We start from the raw sequence: 16,561 nt of genomic DNA, 5'->3' as shown, positions 1-16,561 counted from the left end.
CCATCAGTCTTCGATATAAACCTACGCGACGCTCGTCGCTCCAAGCTGCAACACCGTCGCGGGTCCAGCCCTGAACGTAGGGCTATGCGCATCCGCCGCGATCATATGAGCGGTGACATCATGCACCGCCAGTGCTTCTTTTGACGACCACTTTTCGAGCAGGACGAAACGGTCCTCGTCGCCCGCGACGGGGTGTAAGTCATATTGAACACACCCCTCCTCCGCGCGAACGATCGGCGCCAATTGACGGTACGCCGCCAGTTGTTCCGCGCCTCGTCCGGGTTTCGTTTGAATCAGAATCATCAGCATGACTTCATCGGCCATCAACTTCTCCTCGGCATTCGAATAGTTTTTGAAGAACATTGCTCGCGCAACTGAATTGATCTTAACGGATCAGTAGTTCAGTTCATCAATCGCGAAGTCAAAAAGCGACATCTCTCTATCCACGAGACACTCGCACGTAATAATTCGAAATTATCTTCTCGGCATCGCGGACGCCAATGAGCCGCGCTCGCCGGCGCGCGCTCGCGTCCCCTCAGTCACTTTCATGGAGACACTCATGCCGGGTTTGGCATTCCGTCCACTCGCGCTCGCTGGCCTGATTGCCGCCACCGCGCTGCTCGGCGCTTGCGGCGATAACGTGTCGCCATCGGCGGCACCCGTGGCGAAATCCGCGTGCGGCAATACGCCCGTCGCCAATACGCATATGAGCTGTCCTCCGGGCACCGTCTCGCCCGCCTCCTGACATCAGAATTCCAATTAGGTCCTTCGCATGGCCCCCAAAACCCGTCGAGATTTTTTGAAGCTGTCCGCCGGCCTCGCCGGCGCGACAGCCGCCAGCACGCTGTTTCCCGAGTCGATTCGCAAGGCGCTGGCCATCGAGCCGAATTCGGTCACCGGCACGATTCAGGACGTGCAGCATATCGTCGTCTTCATGCAGGAGAACCGTTCGTTCGACCACTATCTCGGTCACCTGAGCGGCGTGCGCGGCTATAACGACCGCTTTCCCGTGACGCTGCCGAACGGTCAGCCGGTGTGGTTCCAGCCGCGCCAGGAAGATCAGACCAAGGTGATCGCGCCGTTCCGCTACGACACCACGAATCCGGGCATCAACGCGCAATGTATCGGCGGCCTGCCGCATACGTGGGCCACGACGCACGGTGCGATCGACAGCGGCCGCGCCGACAAATGGGCGGTGCAGAAGACCAATATGACGATGGGCTATCACGAGCGCGCGGACATTCCGTTCCACTACGCGCTCGCCGATGCGTTCACCGTGTGCGACAACTACTTCTGCTCGATCCCCGGCAACACGCACCCGAACCGCATGTATCTGATGACGGGCATGGTCGATCCGCTGGCCACCGGCGGCGGCCCGTTGCTCGACAATACCGATTACATCGACAACCAGTTCGATGCCATTCAATTGGCGCCGTTCAACTGGACCACCTACCCCGAGCGGCTCGAAACGGCCGGCGTCTCGTGGCAGGTCTATCAGCAAGGCACGGGCTTCGACAATTTCACCGGCAATTACGGCACCAACATGCTGGCCGCGTTCCAGAACTTCGTGAACGCGCCGGCGGGTTCGTCGCTGGCGAATCGCGGCATGAGCACGCGCTCGCTGACGCAGTTGAAGGCCGACGTGCAGGCGAACGCGTTGCCGCAAGTGTCGTGGCTGCTGCCGCCGGCGGCCTATTCGGAGCATCCGAAATTCACGCCGCTGTACGGCGCGAACTACATCTCGACGATCCTCGACGCGCTGACGTCGAATCCCGACGTGTGGAGCAAGACCGTCCTGTTCATCATGTACGACGAGAACGACGGCCTGTTCGATCACGTCGTGCCGCCGCAAGCGCCGACGGTGCCGGGCTCGGGCATGAGCACGGTGGACATTTCGCTCGAACGTCACAACGTCGTGACCGCGACCCAGGCCAGCACCTACACCGCCGACAACCTACCCTACGGCCTCGGCCCGCGCGTGCCGATGACGGTCGTGTCGCCGTGGTCGAAAGGCGGCTTCGTCTGTTCGCAGGTGTTCGATCACACGTCCGTGCTGCAATTCATCGAGAAGCGTTTCGGCGTGATGGAAACCAATATCTCGCCATGGCGTCGCGCGATCTGCGGCGACCTGACCACCGCGCTCGACTTCTCGAAGTCGGACTCGACCGTGCCGTCCCTGCCGAACACGACGACCTACGTCTCGCAAGCCGACATGCAGTGCGCGCGGCCGACGGCGCAAGCCGCCCCCGCCAGCACCGCGCAACAACTGGTGAGCGCACAGGAACCCGGCACGCGGCCAGCGCGCGCGCTGCCGTACGAATTGCACGTGAACGGCCAGTTGCAGGCGCAAGGCTACGCGTTGACGTTCGCCAACACCGGCACGCAGGGCGCGCATTTCTGGGTCTATACGGGCGACCCGACCGCGATGCCGCGCCGTTATACCGTCGAAGCCGGCAAGCAGTTGACCGACACGTGGACGCTGGATGCGAACGGCAACTACATGGTGAACGTGTACGGTCCGAACGGCTATTTCCGGCGTTTTGGCGGGACGGCGGTCGCGGATGCCGCGGCGAAGCCGGATGTGGTGACCTGCTACGACGTGGCGAACGGCAACGTCTACGTCACGCTCGCCAACGCGGGGACCACGCCGCTGACCGTCACCGCCACCGACGTCGCATACGGCACGCCGCCGCAAACGCTGACCGTGCCGGCGGGAAAAACGGCCGAGGCGCACTGGGACCTGTCGTGCAACAGCCAGTGGTATGACTTTCAGTTCACGGTGGCGGGGAACGCGAGCTGGGTGCGGCGCATTGCCGGCCACGTCGAAACCGGCAAGCCGAGCATTACGGACCCGGCCGCGGTTGCGCCGGTGACGACGGCGATCTGATTCAGGCGGTAAGCCGCTGTTTGAGTTTCAAATTAGAACGTCTGCTACGCGAGCGCGTAGCAGACGTTTTTTTGCGGCGTACGGTTCAGCGATTCGTCAGTTCAGCACACCGCCAAAAAACATCAGAACGTATACGCCAGCTTGCCGAATGCCGTCCGACCCAACGTGTTATAGCCATACGCGGTCGAGTACTGATGATTGAACAGATTCGACAGCGACGCGGACAACGTCAGATGCGAATTGACCGTGTAAGCGGCACGCAGACCGACCGTCGCGTACGACGGCAGATACGTCGTATTCGCCGGATCGTCGTAAGTCGAGCCGCCGTACTGCAGCGTCACGCCGGTGCTCAACGCGTGCAGATGAAACTCGTCCCACGTGTGATCGACGCTCAGGCTAAGCGTCTGACGCGGCCGACGATTGAGCCACGTGCGGTCGGTAACATCCTGCGGATTCAGCAGACCGATCGCGAGGCTCACCGGCGTCGAGCGGCCGAGCGTGCCACGGTACGACAGATCGATGCCCTGAATATGCGCGCGCCCCACGTTTACCGGCGCAAACGTCACCGGGTCGTACGTGATGAGGTCATGCACCCGCGTGTCGTACAACGCGGCCGTGAACGTACCGATCGACGTCGTAGCATCGAGCGCCGCTTCGACCGTATCACTGCGTTCGGGCGACAGGTTCGGGTTCGAGAAACCCGGGTAATACAGATCGTTGAACGTCGGCAGACGGAACGCGTTGCCATACGAAACACGCGCGGTATAAACCGGCGTGATCGCATAAGCGAGCGCGACATTGCCGGTATTGACCGACTGCCCTTGCACGATCTCGTGGCGGCCCGCGAGGAACAGCGTGAACGCCCCGAGCACGGCCGACTGATGCAGCGAAACCGCCGAATCGTTGCGAGCCGGCACGCCCGACGGAATATCGATCGGCAGGAAGGCCTGCTCGCGCGAGAAGTCATAAGCGAGCTTCGTCTCGCCGGACAACGGCAAACCGAACAGCGTATGCCCATGCTCCTGGTGCGTCAGCGAAGTCGACGTGCTGAAACGCGTCGAGTCGATTTCATCGGAGGCGAGGGTCGGGTCGTTCGCGTAGAGGAACTGGCGGTCGTTCGCGTAGCCGACCGACTGGTCGAACTGCGTGTACGGCGTGATATCGACGTGCAGCGCGATACCTGTCGTCAGTTGATGATCGAGCTGCTGGTTGTCGCCGCCGGCGTTGTCGTAGGAAAACGTGGACTTGTGATAAAGCGCGAAGGTCGAGATCGACCAGTTGTCGCGCGCATAGCCGAGCCGCGCGTCCACGTCTTGCGCGTGGTACGGATTGCGGCCGTCCTCGTGCCCGTAGGCGAACGGTTTGGTGGCGTCGATCCCTGCGGTGTTGTAGTCGTGCAGACCGAGCGAGTACGTCAACCCGGACAAGGCCGAAAGCGGCCCCGTGGACGGAATGCTGCCCGAGGTGCGGATTTGCGTGTCGAACGTCTTGTTCGAACCGCCGCCCACCGAGACCGTGGTCCGGTTAGGCTGATTCGCCGCATGGTTCGTGAAGAGTTGCACGACACCGCCCACCGCGTCCGCGCCGAATGACGCGGCGGCCGGTCCCGAGATCACTTCGACGCGGTCGAACGCGGAGGTCGGCAGATCGGCCCACGAGGCCTGGCCCGTCGTCGCGGAACCCACCCGGATGCCGTCGATGAACACCGCCACCTGGCTGCCGCTCGACCCGCGAATGCTGACGGCCGCCGTCGCGCCCGGTCCGCCGTTTTGCGACACGGTCACGCCGGGCAACGTCGCCAGCGCTTGCGTGATGCTCGGATCAGCCGGCGACAGACGGTCGAGATCCGCCTTGCTCAACACCTGCGTCGACGCATAGCGTTGGTCGAACGATTGCGGCAGATGCTGCGTATCGCCGGTCACGAGAATGTTCGGCAGCGTGGTTTGAGCCGGCTGTTGTGCGTCGGGCGATAGCGACGCGTCGTCCGCGGCGTGAGCCGTTTGCCATGCGGAAACTGAGGAAACCGTCAGCGCGGACGTAATGAGGAGATGACGGAACTTCATAGTGAGCCAATGCCTGATGCGGAAAAGCGAAGGCACAACGCCCCCGCGAGTGGAGCGTTTTGAAACATGCTGGTGGACATGACAGGTCCTGAGGTTAGGCTGTCTTTGCAACGAGCGACCGCATGGAGCGGTGCTGGCGCATCGGGACACCCCGCCCGATACGGCTGCGCAGACCTCGGTCGATGGCAGGTCTCCTGGCTCGCGAGTCGCCGTTCTGCGCCGACCTTCCCGGTGTCCCAGTGGTCATGAGTGGCGCGAACTCGTCGCTTACAGTTGCGGGGGCAGCCGCAGACTCGGCGCATTGCTGCGCCTCACTGCGTTCCCTTTTGATCCCGGTCAGGGGAACCATCAGGGCGCAAGCGTAACGACTGGTAGTGCCGTCCGTCAATTATTCGTGATATCGGACGTCACCTCGGGCGCAACAAGTTTCTGCCGCAAGGCCTTCGCGGCCTGCACCATATTGGTCAACGCGGCTTCCGTCTCGGGCCAGCCACGGGTTTTCAGGCCGCAGTCCGGGTTGACCCACAAGCGCTCGGCGGGAATCACCTCACAGGCACGTTCCAGCAGACGCTGCATCGCTTCAACGCTCGGCACGCGCGACGAATGCGTGTCGTACACGCCCGGGCCGATTCCGTTCGGATAGGCGAACTCGCCGAAACCGTCGAGCAGTTCCATCGACGAGCGCGACGTCTCGATCGTGATCACGTCCGCATCCAGCGCGGCGATCGACGGCAAAATGTCGTTGAACTCCGAATAGCACATATGGGTGTGAATCTGCGTCGCGTCCGACACCCCGCCCGCCGCGATGCGGAATGCGCGGGTCGCCCAGTCGAGATACGCGGGCCAGTCCGCCTGACGCAGCGGCAGCCCTTCACGGAAAGCCGGCTCGTCGATCTGGATGATGCGGATGCCGGCTTTCTCGAGGTCCACCACTTCATCGCGAATCACCAGCGCCAATTGCAGCGCCGTGGTCGAGCGCGGCTGGTCGTCGCGCACGAACGACCATTCGAGCAGTGTGACCGGGCCGGTCAGCACGCCTTTCACCAACCTGTCGGTCAACGACTGCGCATGACAGGCGTTATCCACGATCATCGGTTCGGGCCGGTACACGTCGCCGTAAATGATCGGCGGCTTGACGCATTGCGAGCCGTAGTTCTGCACCCAGCCGCTTTCGGTGAGCGCGTAGCCCCACAGCTTGTCGGCGAAATGCTCGACCATGTCGTTGCGTTCCACTTCGCCATGCACCAGCACGTCGAGCCCGAGTTCTTCCTGTTTGCGTACGACGCTCGCCGTTTCCGCGCGCATCCGCTCGAGGTAGTCGAGCGCGCGGAGTTCGCCGCGCCGGTACGCCGCGCGTGCTTGCCGGATCGCCGGCGTCTGCGGGAACGAGCCGATCGTCGTGGTGGGCAGCAACGGCAATTTCAACGCGTGACGCTGCACGCGGCTACGGTCGGCGAACGGACTCTTGCGGTCCGCCATCGCGTCGGTAATGGTGGCGACGCGCCGTTGCACCAGCACGTTGAACACGCCGCCGGAACTGCGGCGCGAATCGAGTGCGGCGTCCGCTGCCGCGAGCGCCGGTTCGGCCGCCGCCGGATCGCGCAGCGCCAGGGCCAGCGTGCCGATCTCGTCGAGCTTTTCGGTAGCGAAAGCGAGCCACGAGCGGAGTTCGGCGTCGAGCTTCTTTTCGGACGCGAGCGTGACGGGCACATGCGCCAGCGAGCACGACGGCGCGATCCACAGCCGTTCGCCGCGCTCGGCATCAACGCTTTCCAGCGAAGCCGCGATCTCGCCCAGATCGGCGCGCCAGACGTTGCGCCCGTCGATCACGCCGACCGACAGCACCTTGTCCGCCGGCAGCGCCGAACGCCATGCGTCCAGTTGTTGCGGCGCGCGAACCAGATCGATATGCACGCCGTGAACCGGCAGCCCGGCAACCAGCGGCGCATGGTTGGCGGCGGTGTCGAAGTACGTGGCCAACAGTACCTTGACGCCGCCGTCGCCCAGCACGTTATAGACGGCGGCGAACGCTTCGAGCCAGTCCGCTTCGAGGTCGAGGCACAGCGCGGGTTCGTCCAGCTGAACCCATTCGATCCCGCGCGCCTTCAACTGGTCGAGGATGCGGATATAGCGGATCACCAGTCCGGGCAGCAGCGACAACCGGTCGAAGCCCGCCACGCGACTCTTCGAGAGCCACAGGTAAGTGATCGGCCCGATCAGCACCGGCTTGACCGCGAAGTCCAGTGCTAGCGCTTCGTCGACTTCGTCGAAGAACCAGTCGACGCCGCCATTGAACGTCGTATCGGGACCGAGTTCCGGCACGAGGTAGTGATAGTTGGTGTCGAACCACTTGGTCATTTCCATCGCCGGCTGCGCCTTGTTGCCGCGCGCCAGTTCGTGATACTGCGCGAGCGACAGCGTGGCCGGTTCGAAGCCGAAGCGCGCCGGCAGCGCACCGAGCAACGCGGTCAGGTTCAGCATCGGGTCGTACCACGCGAAATCGCCGACCGCGACGAAATCCAGCTTCGCGTCCCGCTGCAACGCCCAGTGACGCGCGCGCAGCGCCTTGCCGACACCGCGCAGATAGGCGTCGTCGGACTCGCCGCGCCAGAACGACTCCTGCGCGAACTTCAGTTCACGTTGCGCGCCGATGCGCGGAAAACCGGAAATATGGGTGCGGGCCATGCGGAATCCTTGAGTGAATGCCGCGCAGTGTGCGAGTCGCGCTATGATTCATCAAGCGACATGTTTTCATCATCATATGAGCCACATTCATATCAAGACTTTTCCCGTTTCGGTGTATCGCCATGCTTGAACTGCGCCATCTTCGCTCGCTGATCGCGATCTCCGAGTCCGACAAGCTGGTCGCCGCCGCCGAACGCGTCAATCTGAGCCAGTCCGCGTTATCGCACCAGATCCGCGACATGGAAGCCCATTACGAGGTCTCGCTGTTCGAGCGGACTCGCCACGGCCTGCGTTTCACCGCCGCCGGCGAGCGGCTGCTCGCGCTCGCGCGCGACACGCTGGCCGCCGTGGCCACCGCCGAACGCGATCTGGTTCGCCTGAAGGGCGACGTGCGCGGCGAGTTGCGGATCGTGCTGGAATGCCACACCTGTTTCGACTGGCTGATGCCGGTCATGGACGAATTCCGGCGCCGCTGGCCTGAGGTCGAAGTGGATCTGGTCGCGGGTTTTCACGCGGACCCGATGAAGCTGCTGAATGAACGCAAAGCCGACGTGGTGATCGGTTCGAAGCCCACTGCCAAACGCGGCCTGCACGTCGCGCCGTTGTTCCGCTTCGAGATCCAGGTGGTGATCGCCAATGAACACCGCCTGCGCAACAAGCGGCGTGTCGGCCCCGAAGACCTGCAAGGCGAGACGCTGATTACCTACCCGGTGCCGGAGGCGCGTATCGACCTGATCCGCGAGGTGCTCGAACCGGCCGGCATCAAGCTCGAACGGCGCACCGCCGAACTGACCATCGCGATCATGCAACTCGTGGCGAGCCGGCGCGGCATCGCGGCGCTGCCGAACTGGGGCGTGAAGAATTACGTCGATCACGACTACGTGCTCGCGAAACGGGTCGGCGCCGCAGGGCTGTGGAGCGAACTGTATGCGGTCGCACCTAAAGACATTGCGGGGCGACCCTACTTCGACGATTTCGCGAGGATCGTTCGCGACATCTGCGCGGCGCAGCTCGACAGCATCGAGCTGATCTCCACTCATCCTCATTAACTGAAAATCTCTTGATGAAAAAAATCCTGATCATAGGGATCGGCGCGGGCGATCCGGACTACCTGACCGTTCAGGCGATCAACGCGCTCAACCAGGCCGACGTGTTCTTCGTGATGGATAAAGGCGTCGCGAAAGAGAAGCTGATCGCGCTGCGCAAGCAGATCATCGAGCGTTTCGTGGACGGCGAGCGTTACCGGATCGTCGAGGCGAGCAGCCCCGAACGCCGGCCCGACGAAGGCGACTATCGCTCCGCAGTGGACGAGTTGAACCGCGACAAGCAACGCATCTTCGAACGCCTGATCGCGGAGGAACTGAACGACGGCGAGGTCGGTGCGTTTCTGGTGTGGGGCGATCCATCACTGTACGACAGCACGATTCGCATCGTCGAAGCAATCGCCAGGTCGATCGTAGAAGGCGGCGGCGAGGCGCTCGACTACGAAGTGATTCCCGGCATCAGCAGCGTCCAGGCGCTGGCGGCGCGGCACAAGGTTCCGCTGAACCTGATCGGCCGCTCGATCACGATCACCAACGGCCGCTCGATCGCCGAAGGCTTCCCGGACAACGTGGACAGCGTCGTCGTCATGCTCGACTCGCAGAACGCCTACCGGCATCTCGCGAATGACGATCTCGACATTTACTGGGGCGCCTATGTCGGCACGCCCGACGAAATTCTGATCGCCGGAAAACTGCGCGACGTGATGGACGAAATCGAACGCGTCAGGGCAGAGGCGCGCCGCACGCATGGCTGGATCATGGACACGTATCTGCTGCGCAAACGCGAGCGCGCCTGAGTCCGCCCGACGCGGGCGGCGCCATGCCACAAGCGCGCGCTATCGCTGTTGCAGCGCCGCTCCGGCGCCCGCCGGGTTATCTGCCGTAACCGCCGGTATTGCGCTTTTTATCCTCCTTGCGTGAATGCGGCTTATATTGATGTTAGAGGTGTTGCCGCATCCACACGCCCGACGTTTCGGCGTGACATGCGCGGCACGCACGCGCCCGGGTATGATGCCGGTCGCACTCTTAGCGGAGTCCGGTTCGCCGCCGCTCCTCACGTCGCCTTTTCCAGCCACGAGAATCATCATGCCTGCCCAACACGACGAAGCTCCCACCGCCCACGCCACGCCGGGCAAGGCGAAACGCAAGGCGCTGCCGGTGCCGGCGCGCAATCTTCTGATGGTCGCCGTCGGCGTCGTGGTGTTCGCGATCGTCGCGGGTGTCGTTCTTTACGGTCCCATTACGTATGGCGACGAGATTCCGAACTTCGGCATCATCCTCATGCTCACCGTGCCGGTTATCGCGGGCGTGGCGTTCCGGGTCGGGCTGGATGCCTGGCTGGATCGGGTCTAAGCACAATCCACTACGCGAGCGGCGGCACGACGGGCAACCCGGCGGCCAACACAACGGGCAACACCACCCACACCTCCAGCCCACCGCCCTCGCGCGCATGAAACTGCAGGCTGCCGTGATGCAGCCGCGCGATCCGCTCGACGATCGCCAGTCCCAGCCCCGTGCCGCCACTATGCGCGCGCGCATTGCTGCCGCGCTGAAACGGCGCCTTAAGTTGCTCCAGTTCCTGCGCCGACAAGCCTTTGCCGCGATCGCCGACCGCGACATACACCGCCTCCGGCGTCGTCCAGCTGCGCACCGCGAGCCCCGTTCCCCCATATACGATCGCGTTCTGCATCAGGTTCATCAGCAGCCGCATCATGCTGATCGGCCGGTATGCGAGAGCCGGTAGCACCGCGAGCGACAACGCGAACTCATGCCCCAGCCCCGCGAAATCGCCCGCGAGGCGTTCGATCAGCGCGTTCAGATCGCCGGGCTCCGCGGCCTCGCGTTCGCCGCTGCCCGCGTAATCCATGAACTGCTGCAGGATCGTTTCGATCTGGTCGAGGTACGACTCGGCGGCGACCACGAAACTGCTGTCGCTGCCGTGCGGCATCGCCATGGCCATCGCGAGGCGCAGTTTGGTCAGCGGCGTGCGGATGTCGTGCGAGATACCGGCCAGCATCAGCGCGCGGGTTGCCTCGGCCTGCTGCAACGCCTGCGTCATCTGATTGAAAGCATGACTCACCGTGGCGATTTCGGTCGGGCCGTCGGTGGGCAGCGGCGCGGGTGTCTCGCCGGCGCTCACGCGGCGCGCCGCCCGCGTTAGTTGCTGGAGCGGCTGGTTGAGGTGGCGCTGGATCAGGTAGCCCGTCAACGCCGCCAACGCGCCCAGACCGAGCGACAGCAGGATCGCGGCGTCGAGTCCGTTGCCCTGCGCGTCTTCGGGAATCGGCAGGGCGATCCAGTACGGCGTTTGCGGCGCATCGGCCGGCGCATGCATGCGAATCCACAGGCGCTGACCGCCGACCGACTGCCAGCGCGCCGGCATGTCGGCAGGTAAATGCGCGCGCAAGCTGTCGAGAAACACGTCGCGCTGATAGATGCGATAGGCGCGTAGCAGATTGGTTGGCTGCGCCTCAGTGGCGTCGTCGGGCAGTTGCGTACGAGCGTCGAGCCGCGCGGTCAGCGTGGCGCGCGCGCTGGGCGGCGTGGCGGCGAGCAGGTTGTCGAGCGTCGTCACATAGGTCGCGAAAACGGCGGCCGCGCGTTCGACCCGCGGCCGCTGCACGTAATGCAGCAACACGCCGAGCGCGCAGGCCTGGCTCAGCATCACCAGCACGATCAGCAACACGATGTTGCGCGCAAGCAGCGTTCTGGGCAGTAGCGCTCGTAGCACGCCGCCTGGCGCGGCTTGCCCCCCTACTTCCACGCCGCCTTGCACAGCGTGTTTTTGCGTCCCGTCCGGCTCCGGGCGCGTCATGAGTCGACGTCCGCGGCCAGCATGTAGCCGATGCCCCACACCGTCTTGATGAAGCGCGGTTTGGACGGATCGTCCTCGACGATCTGCCGCAGCCGCAGCACCTGCACGTCGATGCTGCGGTCGAGCGCGTCGTGCTCGCGGCCGCGTGCGCGCGCCAGCAGATTGTCACGGCTCACCGGCCGGTTCGGCGACGACGCCAGCGCAACCAGCAACAGCATCTGCGCCGAATGAATCTCCAGCAGCGCGCCCGCGCGCGACAGTTGCTGCTTGCCGACGTCGAGCGTGAAATCGCCGAAACGCACGGACTGCGAGGTCACGGTGACTTCGCCGGACGCCATCTTCTGGCGCCTCAACAGCGCATTGATACGCGCCACCAGTTCGCGCGGCAGGAACGGTTTGGCGAGGTAGTCGTCGGCGCCGGTTTCGAGGCCGACCACGCGGTCGAGCGGATCGCCCTTCGCGGTCAGCATCAGGATCGGCAAGGTCTGCCCCTGTTCACGCAGACGCGCGCAGATTTCGAGGCCGTTTTCGTCGCCGATCATCAGATCGAGCACGAGCAGGTCGAACGGCTCACGCTCCAGATAACGATCGAGCCGCTTGCCGTCTTCCGCGACGCGCACGTCGAAACCGTGGCCGCGCAGAAAGCGCTGCAGCATGTTGCGCAATTCGACTTCGTCGTCGAGCACGATGATTTTGGCGGGGCGATCCATGCGAAAGCTCCTTGATTTAAGCGTCGGGCGGCGTTTGACGCGCCGCGTGCCGTTCGGCCAGGCGCTGCAACAGCACGTAGAACGACGGGATGAACAGCACGGCGATACAGGTGGAGGCGAGCATCCCCGAAAATACCGCAATCCCGAGCGAACGGCGCGCGCTCGCACTCGCGCCGGTGGCGATCACGAGCGGCACCACGCCGAGAATGAAGGCGAACGAGGTCATCATGATCGGCCGGAACCGCAAACGCGCCGCTTCCACCGCGGCCTCCGCAATGCCCACGCCCTGCGCGCGCAAATGCCGCGCGAACTCCACGATCAGAATCGCGTTCTTCGCCGACAACGCGATCAGCAGCACGAGGCCGATCTGCGTGTACAGGTTGTTGGCGGCGCCGAGCAACGCCAGCGTGCCCGCCGTGCCGAGCAATGCGAGCGGCACGGCCAGCACCACCGCGACCGGCAGCAGCCAGCTTTCGTACTGCGCGGCCAGCACGCAGAACACCAGCAACACGCCCACGGCGAACACCCAGTAGGCCGAGTTGCCGACCAGCTTCTCCTGATACGACATGGCGGTCCATTCGTAGCCGACGCCGGCCGGCAGAATCCGCGCGGCTTCCTGTTCGAACGCCGCGATCGCGTCGCCGGTGCTGTAGCCGTTCGCCGGATTGCCGTTGATCGCCGCGGCCGGCGCGAGGTTGTAGAGCGTCGCGACAGCCGGGCCGACGCTCGTGTGCGCGTCGATGAACGTGCCCAGTTCGACCATATGGCCGCTATTGCTGCGAATCTGCAAACGGCGAATGTCGTCGGTGTCGCGACGGAACGCGCCGTCGGCCTGCACGAACACGGGGAACGTATGGTTGAAGGTCGTGAACTGGTTCACGTAGCTGGAACCGACATAGTCCTCCAGCAGATCGAACACATTGCCGACCGGCACTTGCAACGATTCGGCCTTGGCGCGATCCAGCGTCAGTTCGACGGTCGGCACCGACGCGCGAAACGGGCTGAACACGCGCTGCAATTCGGGGCGCTTCGAGACGCCTGCAATCAACGCGTCGGTAGCGTCCTGCAGCCGCTGATAGTTTTGCGAGCCGTCGGTCAGCATCACCTGCATCTGCACACCACCGCTATTGCCCAGGCCCTGGATCGGCGGCGGCACGATCACCACGGAGCGCACGTCGGGCAGTTTCGCGAGTTCGCGGTTCATGCGCAGATACAGCGAGCGCAGGTCTTCGCCTTTGCCGCGCTTGCTCCAGTCGTCGAGCGTCACGTAGATCAGCGCGGAGTTCGGCAGCGAGGCGTTATTGTCGAGTGGCGAGATGCCGCCGATCGACACCACATGGCTCACACCGGGAATCGCGCCGATCAGTTTTTCGATCTGCGTGCTCGCCTCGCGAGTGCGCCCGAGCGACGCGGCGTCCGCGAGTTGCGCGGCGATCAGCATGTAGCCCTGGTCTTCGAGCGGAATGAAGCTGGTGGGAATACGCGTGAGCAGAAACGCGGACGCCGCGCCGAGCGCCAGCGCGATCACGAGCGCGAGACGGCAACGCGCCACGAACCATGCGACCACCCGCACGTAGCCGCTTTCCACACGCGCGTAGCCCTTGTCGAACACGCGATACACCACGTTCGGCTTGCCCGGCCGCGCGGGTCGCAACCACCTTGCGCTTTGCACCGGCTTGAGCGTCACCGCGTTGATCGCGCTGATCACCGTGGTAGCGACCACCACTAGCGCGAATTGCCGATACATCTGTCCCGTCACGCCGCCGAGAAACGCCGACGGCAGAAACACGGAGATCAGCACGAGCGTGATGCCGATAATCGGCCCCAGCAATTCGTGCATCGCGTCGATGGCCGCCTGTTTTGGCGTCTTGCCTAGCTCGATGTGTTGCGTGATCCCTTCCACCACGACGATCGCGTCGTCCACCACGATCCCGATAGCCAGCACGATCGCGAATAGCGTCAGCAGGTTGATCGAAAAGCCGAGCAGATAGATCGCGCCGAACGTGCCGATGATCGTTACCGGAATCGTCGTGGCGGGCACCAGCATCGCGCGCCAGTTCTGCAGAAACAGCAGGATCACCGCGAGCACCAGCAGGGCCGCTTCGAACAGCGTCTTGTAGACGTCGAGCACCGATTGCCGTACGAAGGTCGTCGTGTCGAATGGCAATTGATAGCTGATGCCTTTCGGCATGTCTTTCGCGAGACGCGCCATGGTGGCCTTCACCGCATTGCCGACCTCCAATGCATTCGCCTCGGGCAACTGATAGATCGCGATACCGGCCGCGGGTTTGCCGTCGAGGTTAAAGAACTGCCCGTAGCTGGATGAACCGAGTTCGGTGTGCCCGACGTCGCGAATACGCACGAAATGGCCGCCGTCGTTCGGATCGGCTTTGACGATGATGTCGTCGAATTCGTGCGGATCGGTGAGCGCGCCTTGCATTGTCAGCGTCAGTTGAAACGCGGAGCCGCCCGCGTTCGGTTCCGAGCCGAGCTGGCCCGCGCTCACGTCTTTGCTCTGGCTCTGGATCGCCTGTACCACGTCGGCGGCGGTCAAACCGCGCTCGCTGAGTTTCTGCGGATCGAGCCACACGCGCATGCTGTATTGACCGGTGCCGAACACGGTGACGTCGCCGACACCCGGCAAACGCGCGAGCGTGTCGCGCAGCGAAATCACCGCGTAGTTGCTGAGGAACAGCGAATCGTATTTCGGATCGGGCGATTGCAGCGTGTACAACTGCAGGATCGCGGTGGAGCGCTTGCGCACGGTGACGCCCTGCTGCTGCACCGCTTGCGGCAATTGCGCGGTGGCGGCGGAAACGCGGTTTTGCACCAGCACCTGCGCCTTGTCGACATCGGTGCCGACGGCGAAGGTCACGGTCAGCGTGTAGGTGCCGTCGTTGGTGCTGGTCGATTGCATATACAGTGCGTTTTCCACGCCGTTGACCTGCGTTTCGATCGGCAGCGCCACGCGATCGATCACCGTCGCCGCACTCGCGCCGGGAAAACGCGCGACCACCTGCACGGTCGGCGGCGTGATCGGCGGATACTGCGCGATCGGCAGATTGATCAGCGCCACGCCGCCCAGCAGCATCACGATCAGCGCGATCACATTGGCAAAAACCGGCCGCTCGACAAAGAAGCGGATCATGACTGAGCCTGCGCCGCGGCCGCGACCACCTGCACTTTGGTGCCGGGCGCGATGGCCAGCGCGCCGCCGGTCACCACCTGATCGTTTGCGTTCAGGCCCACGGTAACGGCTCGCAAGGCGCCGTACAGGCCGCCGGTTTGCACCGCGCGCTTCTCGATCACACCCGCGCCGTTCACGATCAGCACGAAGGTGCCGGCCTGCTCGCGCAGCAAGGCGGTATCGGGAATCAGCATGACGTTGTGCGGCGCGCCGGCGGGGATATGCACCTCGACCGACATGCCGGGAATCAGATGCGCGTCCTGATTGGCGATATCGGCGCGCAGTTTGAGCGCACCGCTGCCCGAATCCACGCGGGTATCGACGAATTCGAGCGCGGCGTCTTCACCCTGCGCGGCCGGCGCGCCGAGCACGTTCACGCGCACGGTGCGCGGCGGTTGGGTGAACAGCCCGATACGATTCGCGTCGCGCTCGTTCAGCGTGAAATTCACGTACACCGGTTGAATGCGGTCCAACGTGGCGAGCTTGCTGGAGTCGGATGCGCCGACCAGATTGCCGACGTCGAATGAACGCGCGCCGATGCGGCCCGCGAACGGCGCGCGGATTTCCGTATAGCCGAGATTGATGCGCGACATGTCGCGTTTGGCGAGCGCCTGGTCGCGCGTGGTCTGCGCTTTCTGCAACGACGATTCCGAGGTCGCGTTGTCGGACGTGAGCTGTTTCTGGCGCGTCAGTTCCTGATCCGCGTTGACGAGCGCGGCCTGGTCGTAAGTGAGTTGCGCGCGATACGAATCCGGCTCGATGCGGAACAGCAACTGCCCTTGCTTGACGTACGCGCCGTCGGCGAAACCGATCTGCTGCAGCACGCCCTGCACGCGCGCCACCAGCGTGACCGTGGCGGAAGGCGCGACGGTGCCGCTCAGGTCGAGCTGTTCGCGCACTTCGCGAGGCACCGGCCGGCTGACGCTGACTTGCGGTAGCGGTGCATTCTGCGCGGCCTGGGTGGTGTTGTCGTGGCAAGCCGTCAGCGTGAGGATCAGCGCGGCGAGTACGAGCTGGGTGATGACTGCTGGTGGAGTAATGCCAAAGGCGATTGCGGATGGGGTCCGGCTTTTCACACAACGCTCAGCGCCGCCCCGCTCGTTGTTCACGCATCGATTCGCCATGTTCTTATTTCCCGTTCTCAGGCTGCGCCACGCTCGCACGCGCCAAA

At 64.0% G+C, this 16,561-nt stretch carries 12 protein-coding genes and 1 riboswitch; of the genes, 5 read left to right on the top strand and 7 right to left on the bottom strand.

Annotated elements, in window-relative coordinates; all coding sequences use genetic code 11:
* Positions 1-21: 21 nt before the first annotated feature.
* Positions 22-363, bottom strand: coding sequence for a putative quinol monooxygenase (locus tag FA94_RS24775; RefSeq protein ID WP_231585027.1), 342 nt, complete (start codon positions 361-363; stop codon positions 22-24).
* Between the two features lie 196 nt (positions 364-559).
* On the opposite strand from FA94_RS24775, the gene FA94_RS24770 reads away from it, so the two are divergent.
* Both FA94_RS24770 and FA94_RS24765 read left to right on the top strand, forming a co-directional pair.
* Positions 560-745 carry a hypothetical protein gene (locus FA94_RS24770; protein ID WP_035556179.1) on the top strand — a complete coding sequence of 62 codons (186 nt, stop codon included), beginning with the start codon at positions 560-562 and terminating at the stop codon, positions 743-745.
* Between the two features lie 27 nt (positions 746-772).
* Positions 773-2,887 carry a phosphocholine-specific phospholipase C gene (locus FA94_RS24765; protein ID WP_035556177.1) on the top strand — a complete coding sequence of 705 codons (2,115 nt, stop codon included), beginning with the start codon at positions 773-775 and terminating at the stop codon, positions 2,885-2,887.
* A 122-nt stretch (positions 2,888-3,009) separates the two neighbouring features.
* Here the strand turns inward: FA94_RS24765 and FA94_RS24760 are convergent, their stop codons facing one another.
* Together FA94_RS24760 and metE are read right to left on the bottom strand one after the other, a co-directional pair.
* Entirely contained in the window at positions 3,010-4,950 is a 1,941-nt protein-coding gene (locus tag FA94_RS24760) for a TonB-dependent receptor domain-containing protein (protein WP_035556175.1), read from the bottom strand.
* A 167-nt stretch (positions 4,951-5,117) separates the two neighbouring features.
* A riboswitch (cobalamin riboswitch) is annotated at positions 5,118-5,315 on the bottom strand.
* 19 nt (positions 5,316-5,334) lie between these two features.
* Positions 5,335-7,635: a 5-methyltetrahydropteroyltriglutamate--homocysteine S-methyltransferase gene (gene metE / locus FA94_RS24755; RefSeq protein ID WP_035556173.1), complete on the bottom strand. Its 2,301-nt coding sequence runs from the start codon at positions 7,633-7,635 to the stop codon at positions 5,335-5,337.
* Between the two features lie 122 nt (positions 7,636-7,757).
* Here metE and FA94_RS24750 point away from each other — a divergent pair, with 122 nt between their 5' ends.
* From FA94_RS24750 to FA94_RS24740, 3 genes are all read left to right on the top strand, one after another.
* Positions 7,758-8,684 carry a LysR family transcriptional regulator gene (locus tag FA94_RS24750; protein WP_035556172.1) on the top strand — a complete coding sequence of 309 codons (927 nt, stop codon included), beginning with the start codon at positions 7,758-7,760 and terminating at the stop codon, positions 8,682-8,684.
* Between the two features lie 14 nt (positions 8,685-8,698).
* Positions 8,699-9,475, top strand: a complete 777-nt coding sequence (gene cobF, locus FA94_RS24745; RefSeq protein ID WP_035556170.1) for a precorrin-6A synthase (deacetylating) — start codon at positions 8,699-8,701, stop codon at positions 9,473-9,475.
* 289 nt (positions 9,476-9,764) lie between these two features.
* Positions 9,765-10,031: a hypothetical protein gene (locus FA94_RS24740; protein ID WP_035556168.1), complete on the top strand. Its 267-nt coding sequence runs from the start codon at positions 9,765-9,767 to the stop codon at positions 10,029-10,031.
* Between the two features lie 10 nt (positions 10,032-10,041).
* Here FA94_RS24740 and FA94_RS24735 read toward each other — a convergent pair whose 3' ends face one another.
* The 4 genes from FA94_RS24735 to FA94_RS24720 form a co-directional block, all read right to left on the bottom strand.
* Positions 10,042-11,343, bottom strand: coding sequence for an ATP-binding protein (locus FA94_RS24735; RefSeq protein WP_231585140.1), 1,302 nt, complete (start codon positions 11,341-11,343; stop codon positions 10,042-10,044).
* Between the two features lie 146 nt (positions 11,344-11,489).
* Positions 11,490-12,203: a response regulator gene (locus FA94_RS24730; protein ID WP_035556166.1), complete on the bottom strand. Its 714-nt coding sequence runs from the start codon at positions 12,201-12,203 to the stop codon at positions 11,490-11,492.
* Positions 12,204-12,219: 16 nt separating this feature from the next.
* Positions 12,220-15,351 (bottom strand): efflux RND transporter permease subunit, encoded by a 3,132-nt coding sequence (locus FA94_RS24725; protein WP_035556164.1) that lies wholly within the window; start codon positions 15,349-15,351, stop codon positions 12,220-12,222.
* Positions 15,348-16,514: an efflux RND transporter periplasmic adaptor subunit gene (locus tag FA94_RS24720; RefSeq protein WP_081936095.1), complete on the bottom strand. Its 1,167-nt coding sequence runs from the start codon at positions 16,512-16,514 to the stop codon at positions 15,348-15,350. The genes FA94_RS24725 and FA94_RS24720 overlap by 4 nt, the downstream gene beginning before the upstream one ends.
* Between the last annotated feature and the right edge of the window lie 47 nt (positions 16,515-16,561).

Origin of the sequence: Burkholderia sp. 9120 (assembly GCF_000745015.1) — a bacterium.
GTDB lineage: Bacteria > Pseudomonadota > Gammaproteobacteria > Burkholderiales > Burkholderiaceae > Paraburkholderia.
Note: the sequence above shows the minus strand (reverse complement) of the source record. Positions and strands in the feature narration are given on the sequence as shown.